The organism is Marinobacter panjinensis (genome assembly GCF_005298175.1).
Taxonomy (GTDB): domain Bacteria; phylum Pseudomonadota; class Gammaproteobacteria; order Pseudomonadales; family Oleiphilaceae; genus Marinobacter; species Marinobacter panjinensis.
The window spans coordinates 336863-353817 of the sequence record NZ_SZYH01000001.1; the positions used below are offsets into that span (position 1 = coordinate 336863).

The window sequence follows — 16955 nt, forward strand, 5'->3', positions numbered from 1 at the left end:
GTAAAGCACCTATAAAAACAATGCTCTGAAACGGACTTTTTCATGCGCGCCGATTCGTTACCCCGCTTTTCCCCCCGGGCAGGCTGTCTGGCCCTGTTATCCCTGTTTGTTGTGGCCGCTGCCGGTTGTAAAACCGAAAGGGATGCGGACGATCCGATCATTCTCGGTGTGCCACCGGTGGATGCCTACCTGGGTGTAGAGTACGCCTATAATTTTGGCGCCTTCGACAGCGATGACATACTCGATTACTCCCTCACCAATGCACCCTCCTGGCTGGCTCTGGAAGATACCAGCAACAAGGCCCGGCAAGGTGTGATCATGCGGGGGGTTCCGGGGCTGACAGGTGGCAATCGCGAACGCGATGACCTTGGCACTACGGAGAACATCACGCTTGTTGCCAACGATGGCCGTGCTTCGGGATCACAGTCGTTTGAAATTGAAGTACAGGAAAACGTTCTCAGCCTCGCGGTGGAAGATTTTACCGAGGGTGAGGCAGCGGAGGTTCCCGAAGAAAGAGACAACCGCTGTGAAGCGCCGGAACTGGGTGAGCTTGGTAGCCATTCCTATGAGGCGAATATCTATGGCGATGATGGCTCTGTCACCGGTACCGAACAGCGCACAAGGGATACCTATCCGGTACTGGTACGTGTTCTGCTGGACCAGCCCTCGGTTACCCGCGTAGCGGTGGCTTTCGAGCTGGACTCCAGCTTCAATCCGCAACGCTGTGATGATGGCTTCGATGCGCCTCACCAGCGCTGTGAAAACGGCGCAGCCAATGATAACGAAGCCATTATCGGCAAGGATATCGTTGGCCTGGGCAGCGGCAGTGAAGGCGCATTGCCCGTACCTTCCTATCTCGAATACCAGCCCGGGGACGACGGCTTTCTGTCCAAGGGTGTCATCACCCTGGAGCCGGGTATCACCGAGTGCTACATAAGGCTGGAAGTGATCGAGGATGCCGAGGCCGAGCCCCTTGAAACCCTCAACATGAGGCTGATTGAAGTGCGTTCCGGACTGGCAGGGCTGGGCAGCTCCAATTCCGGAGTCAGAGAACTGCTGCGCATCAAGGACAACGAACCTTCTGTGCGCCTTGAAACCGTGGCCGGTGGTACCCGCGATGCTATCAATGTCGGCCAGACCCGTGAATATCGGGCGCTGATCAGTGGTGAACGCCTGGGTACCTACAGCGTAAAACTGGGCGAAGACGATGATTCGGAAGCAGTGCTCGGAGAGGATTTCTTTATCGAGGTTCGTAACACTGAGGGCCAATGGGACGACGGGGATATTCTGGCGTTCAGAGAGGGCATTGAAGAAGTCGGCTTCCGTATCAGGGTGCCGGCCACTTACACCAATGGTCAGCTCGAGAACGACCGTGCCATTCTGCTAGGCCTCGACGAGCGCTACCAGGCCGGGCGGGAAAATTTTGCGGCGTCTGCTGATGCTGACAAGTTGCGGGTCAATATCAATGAACTGACCTCGCCGCTTGCCGCCGGCACCGAAAACGGGTTTGTTCCCACCGATACAGCGATCGGGCACAACGGCCGGCTTTTCGTGGCCGGTTATCGCGCCGACGATAGCAACCGGCCGTGGGTTCGGATCTACAGCCAGAAGGGTAATATGACGGAGCAACAGCTATCGGTTGCCTCGGTGTCGGTGGAAGCTCCTCCGGTGATTGGCTTCGCGGAACGCGAGGTGGAAGAAGGCGGCGATAACGTTACCCGCTACGAGTTCGTGGTGTCTTTCGGCAGCGAGCAGACTGCCGCCGGCGACCCCGGTGGCAACGGTGTCGACTTTCATACCCTGCTGTACTTTTTCGATACGGCGCAGGATCCGGACAGCTATGTGCCGGTATGGGAAACGGTTGTTGGAACCTCAGGTAATGATTTCCCGCGGTGGACCGGGATTGATCCGGACACCGGCTTTGTTGTTAATGCCGGTGAGACCAGCGGCCAGTGGCCGGGCGAGTCCGCAGCCGGTGGCGTCGACAGCTTCCTCCAGCGCATTGATACCGAAAAAAATGGCGATTTATTGACACCGAAAGTGGCCTGGACCAGACAGGTTGGTTCGGCTCGCCATGATAAGTCCGTGGTTGGCGGCAGCGCCGAAACCAGCAGCCCGCTACTGCTGGGAAGTTCGGCCGGCGCGGTCATGGGGCAGCTTCAGAAAGGTGGCGAGGATGCATTCTTTTATATCGCCAGCAGCAAGGATAGCGATATCACTGTGAATCAACGTGGCACCACAGGCAATGAAACGCTTGCCGATGGCATCTACGGCATCAATAACGTGTGGCTGGTGGGGAACAGTGATGGCGACTACCGGGTCGACTCGGATGAGGGTGACCGTTCACTGGAGCGCAGTCAGCTTGGCAGCCAGGCCGGGTTCGTCCTGTCCTACACGGTTGTCGGGGATGTCACCCGGGGATTTACGTTCAACGACCAGGATGACGCTTCGAAGGAAGTTCTGAACGCGGTCATAACCTACGAGGAGGACATCCTGGTAGCGGGAAGCACCAACGGTGACTTCGTCGACAGTGCGGGTAATAGCCTTGTTCAGCCGATTATCGCCCGGATCTCCCTCAGTGAAGACAGCAGTGACGGAGAAGAAGACGGCGACGAGACGGACAGCAGTCGCGAGTGGCGGAAGCAGGTGTCCGTTGGCAGCGAAGACGCCGGGATTGTCCACCTTGAAAACTACCGGGACGATGAAATAATAGCGCTCGTCAAAGTATCCGGCGCTACCTCAGACCGCTGGGAAGTGCGACTGTTTACGGGGGAAGGGCGCTCACTGCACTGAGGGGATGTCAGGCTGCCTCCCTACACGCTGCCCTCGTGCCTGCCTGCGCTGGCGTAAAGCCGGAGATAATCAGTACTCGTTACAATGCCGGAAGGCTGGCCGGTTTCATCGATGACCAGCGCAGCATTGAGCTGGTGGGCGAGCATCAGCCTGGCCAGCTGATGTGCATCGGTTTCCGGAGAGGCCGTGAGGAACGCGGGTAACTCGATATTCACAAAACCGGAACCCAGAGCATTGGCGCCGGATTGGTGCAGCCAGACCAGCAGCCATCTCAGATCCACAAGCCCCGCCACGTTGCCCTCGGCGGAAATGACAATGTGATGGATACCGTTTTCTTCCATGGTATCCAGTGCGTCGGCCACAGTGGCGGTAGCGGGCAACGAAAACAGAGCCGGTGTGCAGATCTGGGAAACCGGTAGATACGCTCGCCGTTCTTTGGGCTCCCCGGCTGCGGCAGCACCGTATTCCTCAAGCGCACGATGACGGCCGGACCTGGCTGCCTGCTGAAACTCGGCATCGGTGGTGTCGCTGTGGCTGATATCGATGTTGTGGGATTCCGTCAGTTCTGTGACGTTGCCCACGCGGCGGCCCCGAAATATCTCCGGAAGGCGTGTACCGATCGGGCGGCCGGGCTCACTGACATGAATGGACATAATGCTGTGCTCCGGTAATAACAGGGCCTTTTCAGGTTATCGGCCGGATGTTGGATTCCTTCAGACGCCAATAGTTTCCGATTGCGGTATTTCCCGCTTGTGGCAGCGTTGGGTCGCCACCCGCCGGGCCAGGGAAGCTGGAAGGCACTGTGGCTGGTCGGTGATCCGGTCGGCCAGATACTCCGCCAGCAGTGGCGCGTAGCTAAGCCCTTTGCTGCCCAACCCGGTAAACAGGTCGATGCCTTCAAGGGGGCGGCCCGCCGGGTCTGTGAGGGGGCCGGCCACCGGCTGGTAATCGTGGGTTGTGCAGCGAAATCCCACTTTTCCCTCAAGCAGCGCTGGGTCTGGCTGCTCTGCCGCACTGTTGAGCGCAGCAGGCACCATGGACGTCAGCATCGAGAGATTTTCGCGGTGGCTTTCAGCAGAAAGCCCCGGCGAGTGATCGTGAAGATCGAAGCTTGCGCCTGTCAGCGCTATACCCTTGTAAGCAGGATTGATGTATCCCGGTCCGCAGAGCACAACGGCGGGGTTGTTAAGTGAGGATGCCGGTAAATGGGAAACCTGGCCACGAATGGTCCGGAAGCGGAATTCGTTGCGCAGCGGTATCAATTTCGGGCTGAGGTGTCCGGCACATATCACCACCCGGTCGGCAACCACATCCTGCTCACCGTTTCCTGCGATGTGCCACTTGCCATTGCAGGGAGTCAGCCGGTGTACATCAAAGCCGAAACAGCGATGTATCCGTGGGTGGCTTGCCAGCGAGCGGCACAGCCTGCCTGGCTCCAGCCAGCCACTGTGGGGAAACCAGAGGCCGCCGCTTTGAAGCGGGATGCCGGCTAATCGGGTGGCCTCGGTGGCATCGACGGAGCGGAGTACGGCCGACGGGTAATCGTTGCGTGCAGTGAATCGGGCCTGTCGGTCTGCTTCCACGTCGCTGTAGGCCAGTTGGATAAGGCCGGTCGGATGCCAGCAATCGCTGCCGGATTGAGCGTAATAGCGCTGACTGAACAGCAATGAACTCAGTCCAAGTTTTGCCTGATCGTTGAACTCCACGCCGAGCTTCACGTACAGGGCGCCCTGGTAGTTGCCGGATGCGGCTGTTCCCGCGTCCGATGCCTTGTCTATCAGTGTCACCTCAAGGCCACGCTCGGCGAGGTTGCGAGCCAGCAGGCTACCGGCTACGCCTGCTCCAATGATGGCGATGGAGCGGGAGGATGTGGAGCACTCCCGGGCAGGCACGTCCGGGGCCATGGGAAGTTCTCCGGCGAGCATCTCCGGCCTGCTGCCGAATCCGGGTGTTTCCCATAACGAGAATCCGGCGTTCACCAGCAGCCTGCGTACGTCGCCAGCCGAAGTGGCAGTGGCGATCGTGGTGCCAGGGCGGCTGTGCTTTCTCAGTGCTGTGATCGCCGCTTCGTCCCACATGCGGGGATTTCTGGCCGGGACAAAGCCATCGAGAAACCACGCATCCGCCTGGAAGTCGAGTTCGCGCCAGGCTTCCAGCACATCGCCGAAAAACAGTGTCAGCCGGATGCGCCCGCCGGCGAGTACCAGGCGATGAGCGCCCTGGACCGGTGGGGGATAGTGTTCCAGCAGTTCCGCTGCGTAGTTTTCGAGCTCCGGCCACAAGGAAAGGGCCTGGCTGAGATCGTTGCGGTCAAGAGGGTAACGTTCAGCGGAAATAAAGTGCAGGCAGGCGTTGTCGCCGGGGTTCGATGCTTCCCAGGTCTGCCAGGCGGCCAGAAAATTCAGCCCGGTGCCAAAACCCGTTTCGGCGATAACAAAGGCGCTGCCGGCCGGAACCCTGGAAAACCTGTCAGCCAGCCGATTGTGGCCAATAAAGCCGTGACGGGCTTCTTCAAGACCGTCATCACGGCTGAAATAGACATCGGCAAACCGTGTGGAACAGGGAACACCGTCACGCCACTCGATGTTGGCGGTTTCTATGGAGGGGGGCCTGATATCCATGGTCACTGTCTTGTCACCGTTTTGTCACTCTCTCGCAGCTTTCTCGCTTTCGCGCTTTCTCTCTGCTCTTTCACTATTCTGTAGCACTGTCGGCTTTTCTCTGGGACACGCTGTGAATAACGATGGGTTCGTTTGGCACATCGGCCATGCCACGAGACTGGCCGGTTTGTTTGCCGGCGATGGCATCTACAACGCCCATGCCGCCGGTGACCTTGCCAAACACGGCATAGCCAGGGCCGCGAACACCGGCATCCAGAAAGCTGTTGTCGGTCAGGTTAATGAAGAACTGTGACGTAGCGGAATCCGGCGAGCTGGTGCGGGCCATGGCAATGGTGCCGCGCAGGTTTTTGGCCGTTGGTCTGGCCTCGTTGCGCACCGGATCACCGGTCTCCTTGCGGCTGAGGTTTTCGTCAAAGCCGCCACCCTGGATCATGAAGCCCGGAATAACCCGGTGGAAGATGGTGCCTTCGTAGAACCCGTTCTGGACGTATGTAAGGAAATTCTCAACGGTTGCCGGTGCGATGTCCGGGCGCAGCGTTACTTCAATCACACCCTCGCTGGTTTCAATGATCACCTGCGGCAGTTCATTCTGACGCTCCTGGGCAGACAGTGATGAGGCAATGCCCAGCAACAGGGTTACACAGAGAACGATCTGCATCACATATCGAAACGGTTTAACGGGATTTGTCATTCTATAATGGCTCACGTGTTAGCTCCGGGTTCACTTGCTGCCATACTCTGATGACCGCTGTCTGAGGGCGGATATTAGCAGATATCGGCGGTCAGGTCGGCCAGAAACCATGTGGAGTTTATGAGTATAAAGTAACCTTTTACCACGTCAGCGGCGCTGATGTGTCCAGACCGGGCCGGGTTGTACGGCAATCACAGTGAGTACAGGGAGGCATACCGTGAAAATCCGTCAGGGTTTTGAAGAGAAATCCCGCCTTGGCCGGTTGCTGATCAACCGGGGCTATCTTTCCGAAAGTCAGTTGGAGGAAGGTCTGCGACTCCAGCATGAAACCGGCCAGCGATTGGGTGAAGTGTTCGTCCAGTCCGGCTGGATTACCGAACGTGAGCTGCACCGGGTTCTGAAGCACCAGTCGCGGTACCGCAACGCTGCTGCACTGGTCACCATGGCCGTTCTGCCATTCCAGCCTCTGGTGAGCTTTGCCGCAGGCAATAATGCGGGTGAATCCCGTGATCTTTCTGAAGCCGGCCAGCTTTACGAGCGGTCCGGGTTTGCGCCGATGAATGATAACGAGCTGGCCGGGGTTACGGGGCAGGGGGATCCGTCCTTACTGGACCGGGTTGCCACAGTGTCGGCCATGGCCGGGGTAAGTGATGATCAGGGTAATGCCGGAGAGGTTGAACCTGATGTGATCGAGGGGTTGAAACTGACCGCCAACCTGTTTGTGCCGGTGCTGAATTTTCTGGATTCGGATCTGACTATTACCGGTGTGCACTATCGAGACGATGAACCGCGCTATGAAGTGCTGGCAAGTGGCGGCCTGCGCATGGCCTTTCCGGAGCGGATCGAACAGATCCGCATGGACAATATTCGTGTCAGTGGAACCCAGGGACCGTCCATGGGCAATATCGCCATCGACAACATCCGTTTTCACCCGGATTCACAGATGACCATCTATACCCGCTAATGCCAGCGGGTTGGATGGTCATGCAGGATCAGGCACTTGCAAGAATGGTGCTGTAGGAAACCGCCTTCTGTTCGCCCTGGGCTCCGTAGAGCTTCTGGTGTCCGGTAACACCACGGAATATATCAGTCAGGCGGGAAAGGCGCTTCTGGAGATGGCTGATAACTCTGCCATTGGTCTGGTTCATTTCCTGACAGCTTCGCAGGCGACGGTCAGCGTCCTCCCACAGTTCGAGCAGGTCCGGCAGCCCCGCGCTGCGTATGAACCGCGACGGTTCGCCACTTTCGGGGCGAAAGCCCATGGCAACCAACAAGCGGATTTTGCGTTTTGCACTTTCCCGGATCCGTTCCAGCAACCTGTTCTTATCGCCGGTCAGCGATTCAAGCTGGCGGATGTCAGAGCCGGACAGGCAGGCTTTTTCCTGGTTGAGTACATCCGCCAGTGTTTCCAGTTGGCGGATATCGTCAGCAAGAAGATCTTTCAGTTCATCGATTGCGGCCATGATTTACTCACCCGAAAATGCTTTCATCCATCTCAAGCATTTTCTGGGCCAGTTTCTCGGCATCAATCTTGTAGGAGCCGTCTTCCAGGGCAGAGCGGATCTGTTCGATGCGATCATCGTCCATTTCCGGGTAGTTGCCCAGTTTCTGTTCAAGCTGCTTCAGGTCTTTTGCCTGGCTGCTCAAATTAACATTCTCTCCCCGGGCACCCTGTGCCTGAGCTTTCGCCTGCTCCCCTGTGGAGGGCTGGGCAGGCTGGGCACCGGAGGATTTGTCGGCCGTGGTTTTCTGGGTGTTGACCTGGCCTGGGCCTATTCCATTAAAGTCAACTGACATAACGTTACCTGCTTAGCTGATCAGCCGCAGTGGGCGGCTCCACGAGTTTCATACCTGTCTATCGGCATGCCTTTACATTTCTTTAGCAAATTTTTACACAGTGGACATTACAAGTCAGTCATCTGTCCCGTCTGCGGCAAATGTTTGCCGGCCATGCGGCCACCGAGTGCCGTGGCAGCGGGCCTTACATTGGGATTTCGACGCGGCCCGGTGCCGTCACACGGGCACGGACGGTGCGGGATGAAGACAGGTTTTCCACCAGAACCTGTTCGCCGATGCCACCACTGGCCAGGGCCTTTCCGCGGGAGTTAACCGAGAAGTTTCCGCTGCGGGCGCTGATAATAACATGATCTCCCCGCTCTATTGCCGCGGGGGTCAGCAGCAGATCGGGGGTGAATACGGTGCCAGCGTTAACCCCCCGTCGCATTTCCATCCCGATCAGTTGCTCCTCGCTGGTGATGGCGCCGCGCCGGATCGAGTTCACTACCACCGAGTCGGTGCGTAACGCGCTCTCGGTCAGTCTCTCCCCCCGGCCAAGCGTGCGGGACGCCACCAGAGCATTACCGGTGATAGTGACGGACACCGGCAGGAACATGCGCCAGGGCCGGTCGCCTTCACAGGAAACCAGCAGAGACGGTTGCGTGGTCTTCCAGGGATCGCCGCTGAAAGATACGTCCAGTGGCGTGTCGCAGGTGGCGAGGGAAAGGCGGGCGTCCGGTTTGCCGCTATCGTGGGTCACAGAGAAGCCTTCATCCGCCTGCTTTTCGGCAAATGCCTCCAGGAACTGCCCGGCCGCGGAATAGATTTGCTCCGCTGTGGTATTGGAGGCCATCACGGTCTCTGCATTGGCAGACATTAGCAGAGCGGTAACGAAAATGGTGATGCGCATACGCTGCAGATTGTCCTATGCTGTCAATAATCGGGTAAGGGCTGGAAAATCGGCAAATTCCTAATGATTTCCGATTCCGGCCGTTAAGCCCATTCAGGAGTCAATAAACCGGCACATTAGCCGTGCCGGGTGACGTATAACAGCTACGCAGCAAGATGCGTGCCGGCAGCAAATCGTTGCGAGCAGGAGAACAGACGATGGCAGGGGTATTGGACAGTGTTAATCAGCGTACGCAGCTGGTGGGACAAAACCGCCTGGAACTTCTGCTGTTCCGGCTTCGTGACCGGCAGATGTATGGCATCAACGTGTTCAAGGTCAAGGAAGTTCTTCAGTGCCCGAAACTGTCGTCCCTTCCGAACAGCCGGCCCATGGTGTGTGGTGTCGCACATATCCGGGGCGAGACTATCCCGATCATTGATCTTGCCATGTCGATACGGCTCCCGGGCATTCCCCGGGAAGAGTTGGCAAACTGCTTTGTGATCATTACCGAGTACAACCGCAAGACCCAGGGCTTCCTGGTCGGCGGTGTCGATCGCATCGTGAACATGAACTGGGAAGACATACTTCCGCCGCCCAAGGGAGCCGGTACGGACGGCTACCTTACGGCGGTGACCCGTATTGATGACAGAATTGTCGAGATCATCGATGTGGAGAAAATCCTTTCCGAGGTTTCACCGCTCGAACAGGACGTGGGCGAGGACATTCGCACCAGGAGTGCAGAACGTGCACCGGGCCACCTGCCGGTATTGGTGGTAGATGATTCGTCCGTTGCCAGACGACAGATTGAACGATGCCTGACCGCCATTGGCATGGAAGTCGTTACCAGGAACGATGGCAAGCAGGCTTACGACTACCTTAAGGAAATCACAGCCGACGGGTCCCGTGCGGCAGACCACCTGTCACTGATTATCTCGGATGTCGAAATGCCGGAAATGGATGGGTACACTCTGGTTACCAGGTGCAAGAACGACCCTGCCATCAGGGATGTGTATATCATGCTGCATACTTCGCTCAGTGGCGTCTTCAACAAGGCCATGGTGCAGAAAGTAGGTGCGGACGATTTCATGGCCAAATTCAGTCCCGATGAACTGGCGGAAAGAGTCATGGAGATTATTGACCGAGAGCAGTGACGTTGCTGTCGCTTCCGACTCACCCAATATTGAGATCCAATGAAAGCTGAAATAACGCCACAGGAATACGAGGCCTTCAAAACATTCCTGCAGGATGCGTGTGGCATTTTGCTCGGGGAGAACAAGCAGTACCTGGTCAAAAGCCGCCTGCGCCGAATCATGGAAGAGAACAAGCTGACCACCCTGGGTGAGCTGCTGGAGCGGGTGAAGCGTTCCGGCCGGAGCAGTCTGAAAGAAGTGGTTATCGATGCGATGACCACCAACGAAACCCTGTGGTTCCGTGACAATCACCCGTTCCGTATCCTGCAGGAAAAACTGCTGCCGGAATTCGGTGACCGGAAGGGGGCACAGTCCCTGCGCATCTGGTCTGCGGCCTGTTCGACCGGCCAGGAACCTTATTCCGTGGCCATGATTACCGAAGAGTTCCGGCGCCAGCGGCCGGGTAAGCTACGGGATGTGAAAATCACCGCCACCGATATCTCCAAAAGCGTGCTGGAAGTGGCTCGCCGTGGCGAATACGAGATGATTGCCATTGGCCGCGGCCTGTCGCCCGAACGGCAAAAGCAGTTCTTTACCCCGGCCATGAATGGTAGTTGGCAGATCCGGCCGCAAATCAAAAGCATGGTCGAGTTCCGGGAACTGAACCTGCTTGAGCGCTACATGCTTGGCAAGTTCGATATCGTGATGTGCCGAAACGTGCTGATCTACTTTTCGGCAGAATTGAAAAAAGACATTTTGACCCGTATTCATGCCACCCTCAATCCCGGGGGCTACCTGATACTGGGAGCGTCCGAATCGCTGAACGGGCTGCCTCACCTCTATGAAATGGTGCAGTGCCACCCCGGGATCATCTACCGGAAGAAATAGGTCCGTCCTATGCCCCTCAATGTATGGATACTGGTCGCCGCCCAGGCGCTTGCCATGTGTACAGCGCCTTTCATTGTATTTATCGGAAGTATTCACGGCCGCCTGCTGGCACCCTCACCGGAACTGGCGACTCTGCCGGTGGGGCTGGTGGTTGTGGGCACTGTGCTGGCAATCAAACCTGCTACCTGGTTGATGGAACGTATCGGACGCAAGCCGGTGATGCTGCTGGGCACCCTGGCCGGAACCCTTGCGGGCAGCCTGGGTGCACTGGCAGCCTGGACAGCCAGTTTTCCGTTGCTGTGTGTGGCGGCCGTGGTGGGCGGAACAGGGCTGGCCGTGGTGCATCAGTATCGTTTTGCGGCCATGGAATCGGTGTCCTCCGACATGGCGGGTTCCGCTGCAGCCAGAGTGCTGCTGGGCGGGTTGGTAGCGGCCTGGCTGGGACCTGAAATTGCACTGGCCGGTGGTGGCGGGCAGGCCCAGTACCCCTTCATGGGCGGATGGCTTGCCCTGGGTGCGGTTCAGGTGCTGGCCATGGTCGTACTGACGTTCGGTTATCGTGCCAGCGGAGAACACGTGCGTGGGGCCGCAGTCGGTGGCGGTCGCCCCATGACCGCCATTCTGAAACAGCCCGTCATCTGGGCTGCGATCAGTGCTGCTGCTGTCGGTTACGCGATCATGAGCTTTATCATGACGGCAACTCCCCTGAGTATGACTGAAATAGCCAGTCATCCGCTCGAGGATGCCAAACGGGTTATCCAGCTTCACATCATGGCCATGTACCTGCCATCGCTGGTCAGCGGGTGGTTGATCCGGGTTGTGGGGATTCCACGAATGATGGCGCTGGGGTTACTGGCGTATCTCGGATGTGTGGTGCTGGCCTTCAGCGGGATCACGTTCCATCATTATCTGTCGGCTTTGATCCTGCTCGGTATTGGCTGGAATTTCCTGTTTGTGGGTGGCACCACGTTACTGCCGAAGGGGTATCAGGATGAAGAGCGTTTCCGGGTACAGGGGCTGAATGACCTGATGGTGTTCGGTTCACAGGCAACGGCGGCACTGAGTGCCGGTGCGGTATTGGCGGCGTTCCACTGGACCGGGTTGTTACTGATTGCCGTGCCCTTCCTGGTGCTCCATGGTGTACTGATGGCAATATGGCTGATGGGCCGTCGGGCACCGACCGGGTTGCCAGAATAGCAGGGAAGGGGGCGCCGACGCTCGGTCAGAGCGCCAGCACCCGCTGGCGATCAAACCAGGTTGTAGATGAACACGATGGCCACGGCGATCGGTGTGAAATAACGCAGCACCCGATACCAGACGGTAAAGCCCCCCGGTGACATGGACAGCTCCTCCTCCAGGGCATTGCGAGACAGGAACCAGCCGACAAATACCGCTACCAGCAGTCCGCCAAGCGGCAACAGGATGCTGGCGGTCAGGAAGTCCAGCAGATCGAAGATGGTCTTACCTTCGAACATTGCGAACATGCCCAGTGGTGTCACATCAGACCACAGGTTCAGTGACAGTATCGAGGCGATGCCCAGCAGCCAGCAGGCGATGCCTGCGCCAAGCGTGCTGAGGGTACGGTTCATGCCTTTCTGTTCCTCGAGCCATTCCACCAGCGGTTCCAGCAACGAAATACCGGACGTCCAGGCGGCGAAAATCAGCAACACAAAGAACAGCGTGCCAAACAGGCTGCCCATGGGCATCTGGCCGAACGCCAGCGGCAGGGTCTGGAAGATCAGCCCCGGGCCCGCACCCGGCTCAAGACCGTTGGCGAAGACAATCGGGAAAATTGCCAGTCCGGCCAGCAGAGCCACCATGGTGTCCATCACCGAGACAGCGACAGAGGTTTTGGCGATGGAGATGTTTTTCGGCAGGTAAGAGCCGTAAGCCATCATGATGCCCATGCCCAGGCTGAGTGTGAAAAAGGCATGACCCAGGGCCACGAGGACACCGGAGGTGGTAAGTTTGGAGAAGTCCGGCTGGAACAGGAAGCTTACCGCCTGACCGAAATGGCCGGTAGTCATGGCGTAGCCGACAACGATGAGCAGCAGCACGAACAGTGCCGGCATCAGGATACTCACGGCCCGCTCCAGCCCGGAACGAACCCCGCGAGCAACCACGACCATGACCAGTGCCATGAACAGGGTGTGCCACATCAGCAGCTTCATGGGATCGCCCAGCAGTCCCGTGAAGATCGCACCGATGGATTCGGCACTCTGGCCCGCGAGTTGCCCGGTGGCGGCGGTGCCCACATAGGAGATGGCCCAGCCACCAATCACCGAATAAAACGACAGGATCAGGAACCCGGCCAATACGCCGATGGCGGCCACCCAGCTCCATGCCGGCTTCAGGCCTTCCTGCCTGGTGATGGCCCGCATGCTGTTGACGGGGCTATGGCCACCACGGCGGCCGATCAGGACCTCGGCCATCATGATCGGCACGCCAACGGCGGCGATGCACAGCAGGTAAACAAGAACAAAGGCGCCACCACCGTTCTCACCGGTGATGTAGGGGAACTTCCAGATATTACCAAGGCCTACCGCAGAACCGGTGGCCGCCAGAATAAAGGCAAGGCGCGAAGACCAGAGCCCACGCGCGGCTGCTGCCTTGTCCATGGCACCGCCGGAGGAGGATGAAGAAGCATTACTCATTGTATTCTCCTGGTTACTGTTTTTGTTTTCGGGGGAATGAGAGATAGCAGCGTGACCGCCGCCATCAACGGGATATATGTCTGAATCGTTCCTCTGCCAGCTGGTTGGCGATCTGTCCGGTGGGCAAACCGTCGCGGTGTGACCGCTCGAAAATTTCCTGCAGCGTGTCTCCGATGGTGTCCACGTGCTTCCGGACCGCATCCGGATCCGGGCCGGTGCGCTCGTAGTAGACGTCGATGATGCCACCGGCGTTGATCACGAAATCCGGTGCGTAGAGCACGCCATGTTTCCAAAGCACCTCGTCGTGACGCGGGCTGGCCAGCTGGTTGTTGGCAGCGCCGGCAACGATGGGGGCCTGAAGCTTTGCAATGGATTGGTCATTCAGCACTGCGCCCATGGCACAGGGCGCCACCACATCCACCGGCAGGTACAGGATTTCCTCTGCGGTGGCCGGTGTGGCGCCGAGTTCAGCCACTGCCCGGTCCATCTGATCCTGATGGGTGTCATACACCCACAGTTTTGCGCCGGCTTCAGTGAGATGCCGGGCGAGGCGATAACCCACATTGCCAATGCCCTGGACAGCGACTGTCAGACCTTCAAGGTCACTGCGACCGAGTTTGTGTTTTACTGCTGCCTGTAGGCCTACAAAGGTACCCCAGGCCGTGGCGGGAGACGGGTCACCATTGCTTGGTCGGCCATCGAACCCGGGACGCTCCTTTATTCCCGCGACATTGGAGGTCTGGCGGCCCATGATTTTCAGGTCGGCCACACTGGTGCCGGAGTCTTCCGCTGCAATGTAGAGTCCACCAAGCTGCTCCAGAAAGCGTCCCATGGATTCCAGCAGGGCTTCGGTTTTGTGCTGGCGAGGATCGCCAATGATCACTGATTTGCCACCACCCAGGTTGAGATTGGCGAGAGCGGACTTGTAAGTCATGCCCCGCGACAATCTCAATACATCACGGAGTGCCTCTTCGTCGCTGGCATAGGGGAACATGCGGCAACCGCCAAGGGCAGGGCCGCGGGCTGTGTTGTGGACGGCAATGATGGCGCGCAGGCCCGTTTCAGGGTCGCAGCAGAAAGTGAGGTGTTCGTGCTTGTCGAATTCAGGATGCGTAAATACAGTCATTGTTCAGGTTCCTTCTAACGCGTTTGCATAGGGAGCCACCCTGGTTGCGGATGCCTGCGCTGATGGCGGACACAGCCGAAACTGGATTGGTGACGGGTGACGGACCGGTCAAATGCCAGATTGAGGCTGCGCTAATCGCGCAAAGAGGGCACTTGGCAGCTGGTTCGATCGACTCGATCGTGAAGCAAAAGCAGGACGCGTAAAGAAGGATGTAATCGAGAGTTGCAGGATACGGGCAGGAAAGCCCATCATCAGGGACTGATTTACCGGTGACATACTGAAATCCTCTTCCACCAGGCCGGATCACGGCGTTCGTGGTCGTTTTGTTGTTGTGCCCCGGCGGGTTGGCCGGCAGGCATGATTTCATCGGGTGGGGCCCTTTTGAGGCCCGACGGAAAAAAGACTAGATAGCTTTTCCACCCTCGTCAATGGTTGGAAATCACACATTTTTCAGTGAATTTGAAAAGTTTAACGGTAACAATCAGATAGCTCTACTTTACGTAAACGTAAATTTTCAGGTTGGCCGGAACTGGCGGCAGAATCCGGCTTTTACCTCCTTCAGGAAACCCCTTTATGCCTGTTTCAAAATGCTTGATCATTTCGGCTGTTCTCCTGGTCGCTGGATGCACTGGAGTACCCGATGGAATTGAACCGGTGAGTCATCTGGATGTAGAGCGCTATAAGGGCACCTGGTATGAGATCGCGCGCCTGGATCATTCTTTTGAGGAAGGCTTGTCCAACGTAACGGCTGACTATTCACTTCAGGACGATGGCAGCATCCGCGTGATCAATCGGGGTTATTCGGAGGAGGACGAGCAGTGGGAGGAAGCGGAAGGCCGCGCCGTTTTTGTGGATGAGGAGAACAACGGGCACCTGAAAGTCTCGTTTTTCGGCCCCTTTTACGCATCTTACGTAGTCTTCGAGCTTGATGAGGACTACCGCTACGCCTACATCACCGGGTACGACCGGGATTATCTCTGGTTTCTGTCCAAGACGCCCAGCGTGAGCGACGAGGCCCTGGCGGAATTCAGAACGGTGGCGACAGAAAAAGGCTTCGATCTTGAAGAGCTGATTGTTGTTGATCAGAGCCGCAACCGGTAAACCTTCAGGGCACCGTCAGCAATCAGACGGGAAGGTGGCCGGTTTTCACCCAGATCACCGTTTCTTCGTCGACAAAGGGGTGGTGCTGGCTCATGTGCGGGCTTCGCATCCAGGTACCGGCGGGGTAGCGTCCGTTCTCGTCACAGAACTCGCCCGATAGCACCAGTATCTCCTCGCCACCGAAGTGCCGGTGGGGCTGGAACTTTTCCTTTGCAGGCCATTTCACCAGCGCCACGTGCTCGTGTTCGAACTCATGCAGGGGCATCACCTCGAGGCCACCAATGCCTGGCAACCACTCGGCGGTGTTGGTATCGATGCGCACGGTGGCGGTGTCGCGCTCATCGAACTGATGGAGCTTCACAAACAGAACGCAGCCTTTCTCGCTGAACGGGGCATGGCCGCTGCCGGGTGGGTTGCGCAGGTAAAACCCTTTGCCATAATCACCCGTCTCATCGGAGAACACCCCCTCAAGAACCAGAATTTCTTCACCCAGGGGGTGTTCATGGCGCTTGAAACTGGCGCCTGGCTCATACCGGACAATGCTGGTGGCGTGGCCACGTTCAGCTTCCTCACGCGCCAGGGGTTTACGGAGCACCCCACCGGCCGGGCTGGGAATCCACTCCTGGCTGGCGCTCTGAATGACGATTCTCTGGTTGAAATCCATGTTGAGCATAGGAACTCCGGCCTCTATTTGATCAGCTTCTGAATCTCACGGAAAGCAGGGTGTTCACAATGCTGCATCCACTCGAAGGCGACCATTTCCACGGTAACGATGGTGGCTCCTGCCTGCTGCAGGCGCTCCAGGGCCGCGTCGCGGTCGTTGTCATGACGGGAGCCGGTTGCGTTCTCCACCACCCATACGCCGAAACCGGCGGCCAACAGTGACAGGGCAGTTTGCAGCAGGCAGACGTGAGCCTCGCAACCACCAATGATGACCTGTTTCCGGTCATCGGGGATGGCGTCCACCAAACCGCCACCGCAGGCATCGAAGTGAATCTTGGTTACGGTCTGGTCGGCGAGGCCGGCAATTTCGTCATCGTTGTGTCCCAGTTTTTCCGGAATCTGTTCCGTGGCAATAACGGGCACGTCCATAAGTCTGGCGATACGAGCGAGCCTGGCACTTTCGAACAATACCGAGTCGCCCTGGCTGATCACAGGCATCAGTTTTTTCTGAAGGTCTATCAGCACCAGTGTTGATTGTTCGGCGTTCATCAGCATAACAGTCTCCTTCCCGAGGCAGGCGGGTTATGGTCTTTTTCCAGTATCGCACAAACCCGCAGACGGTT

General features: G+C 57.8%; 16 protein-coding genes. 6 read left to right on the forward strand and 10 right to left on the reverse strand.

The annotated features are described in order from the left end of the window. Positions 1-42: 42 nt before the first annotated feature. Positions 43-2793 carry a hypothetical protein gene (locus FDP08_RS01535; RefSeq protein ID WP_137434283.1) on the forward strand — a complete coding sequence of 917 codons (2751 nt, stop codon included), beginning with the start codon at positions 43-45 and terminating at the stop codon, positions 2791-2793. A 20-nt stretch (positions 2794-2813) separates the two neighbouring features. On the opposite strand, the gene FDP08_RS01540 is transcribed toward FDP08_RS01535, so the two are convergent. The 3 genes from FDP08_RS01540 to FDP08_RS01550 form a co-directional block, all read right to left on the reverse strand. Continuing rightward, positions 2814-3446: a CBS domain-containing protein gene (locus FDP08_RS01540; RefSeq protein ID WP_137434284.1), complete on the reverse strand. Its 633-nt coding sequence runs from the start codon at positions 3444-3446 to the stop codon at positions 2814-2816. 60 nt (positions 3447-3506) lie between these two features. Beyond that, positions 3507-5420: a bifunctional tRNA (5-methylaminomethyl-2-thiouridine)(34)-methyltransferase MnmC2/FAD-dependent 5-carboxymethylaminomethyl-2-thiouridine(34) oxidoreductase MnmC1 gene (mnmC, locus tag FDP08_RS01545; RefSeq protein WP_170978949.1), complete on the reverse strand. Its 1914-nt coding sequence runs from the start codon at positions 5418-5420 to the stop codon at positions 3507-3509. A 67-nt stretch (positions 5421-5487) separates the two neighbouring features. Further along, the gene (locus FDP08_RS01550) at positions 5488-6105 is read right to left on the reverse strand and encodes a peptidylprolyl isomerase (protein WP_137434286.1); all 618 of its coding nucleotides are present in this window, start codon (positions 6103-6105) and stop codon (positions 5488-5490) included. A 217-nt stretch (positions 6106-6322) separates the two neighbouring features. On the opposite strand from FDP08_RS01550, the gene FDP08_RS01555 reads away from it, so the two are divergent. Next, positions 6323-7069, forward strand: coding sequence for a cyclic di-GMP-binding domain-containing protein, MshE-related (locus FDP08_RS01555; RefSeq protein ID WP_137434287.1), 747 nt, complete (start codon positions 6323-6325; stop codon positions 7067-7069). Between the two features lie 28 nt (positions 7070-7097). Here FDP08_RS01555 and FDP08_RS01560 read toward each other — a convergent pair whose 3' ends face one another. From FDP08_RS01560 to flgA, 3 genes are all read right to left on the reverse strand, one after another. Continuing rightward, a complete protein-coding gene (locus FDP08_RS01560) occupies positions 7098-7568 on the reverse strand; it encodes a flagella synthesis protein FlgN (RefSeq protein ID WP_137434288.1) in 471 nt (156 codons plus the stop codon). A 7-nt stretch (positions 7569-7575) separates the two neighbouring features. Then, positions 7576-7902 (reverse strand): flagellar biosynthesis anti-sigma factor FlgM, encoded by a 327-nt coding sequence (flgM, locus tag FDP08_RS01565; RefSeq protein WP_137434289.1) that lies wholly within the window; start codon positions 7900-7902, stop codon positions 7576-7578. A gap of 184 nt (positions 7903-8086) precedes the next feature. Then, positions 8087-8791 (reverse strand): flagellar basal body P-ring formation chaperone FlgA, encoded by a 705-nt coding sequence (gene flgA / locus FDP08_RS01570; protein WP_137434290.1) that lies wholly within the window; start codon positions 8789-8791, stop codon positions 8087-8089. 197 nt (positions 8792-8988) lie between these two features. On the opposite strand from flgA, the gene FDP08_RS01575 reads away from it, so the two are divergent. From FDP08_RS01575 to FDP08_RS01585, 3 genes are read left to right on the forward strand one after another with little or no spacing between them, the layout of a single operon-like run. Beyond that, entirely contained in the window at positions 8989-9921 is a 933-nt protein-coding gene (locus FDP08_RS01575) for a chemotaxis protein CheV (protein WP_137434291.1), read from the forward strand. 39 nt (positions 9922-9960) lie between these two features. After that, positions 9961-10788, forward strand: a complete 828-nt coding sequence (locus FDP08_RS01580; protein WP_137434292.1) for a CheR family methyltransferase — start codon at positions 9961-9963, stop codon at positions 10786-10788. Positions 10789-10797: 9 nt separating this feature from the next. Beyond that, positions 10798-11985, forward strand: coding sequence for an MFS transporter (locus FDP08_RS01585; protein ID WP_137434293.1), 1188 nt, complete (start codon positions 10798-10800; stop codon positions 11983-11985). Between the two features lie 50 nt (positions 11986-12035). On the opposite strand, the gene FDP08_RS01590 is transcribed toward FDP08_RS01585, so the two are convergent. Both FDP08_RS01590 and FDP08_RS01595 read right to left on the reverse strand, forming a co-directional pair. Next, a complete protein-coding gene (locus FDP08_RS01590) occupies positions 12036-13442 on the reverse strand; it encodes a sodium-dependent transporter (protein WP_137434294.1) in 1407 nt (468 codons plus the stop codon). A gap of 64 nt (positions 13443-13506) precedes the next feature. Further along, positions 13507-14568, reverse strand: coding sequence for a Glu/Leu/Phe/Val family dehydrogenase (locus tag FDP08_RS01595; RefSeq protein WP_137434295.1), 1062 nt, complete (start codon positions 14566-14568; stop codon positions 13507-13509). A gap of 654 nt (positions 14569-15222) precedes the next feature. On the opposite strand from FDP08_RS01595, the gene FDP08_RS01600 reads away from it, so the two are divergent. Next, positions 15223-15669 carry a lipocalin family protein gene (locus FDP08_RS01600; protein ID WP_345789439.1) on the forward strand — a complete coding sequence of 149 codons (447 nt, stop codon included), beginning with the start codon at positions 15223-15225 and terminating at the stop codon, positions 15667-15669. 22 nt (positions 15670-15691) lie between these two features. Here FDP08_RS01600 and FDP08_RS01605 read toward each other — a convergent pair whose 3' ends face one another. Further along, positions 15692-16342, reverse strand: coding sequence for a cupin domain-containing protein (locus tag FDP08_RS01605; protein ID WP_137434297.1), 651 nt, complete (start codon positions 16340-16342; stop codon positions 15692-15694). Positions 16343-16356: 14 nt separating this feature from the next. Then, complete coding sequence (locus FDP08_RS01610; protein WP_137434298.1) at positions 16357-16887, reverse strand: isochorismatase family protein; 531 nt, start codon at positions 16885-16887, stop codon at positions 16357-16359. Positions 16888-16955 lie beyond the last annotated feature (68 nt).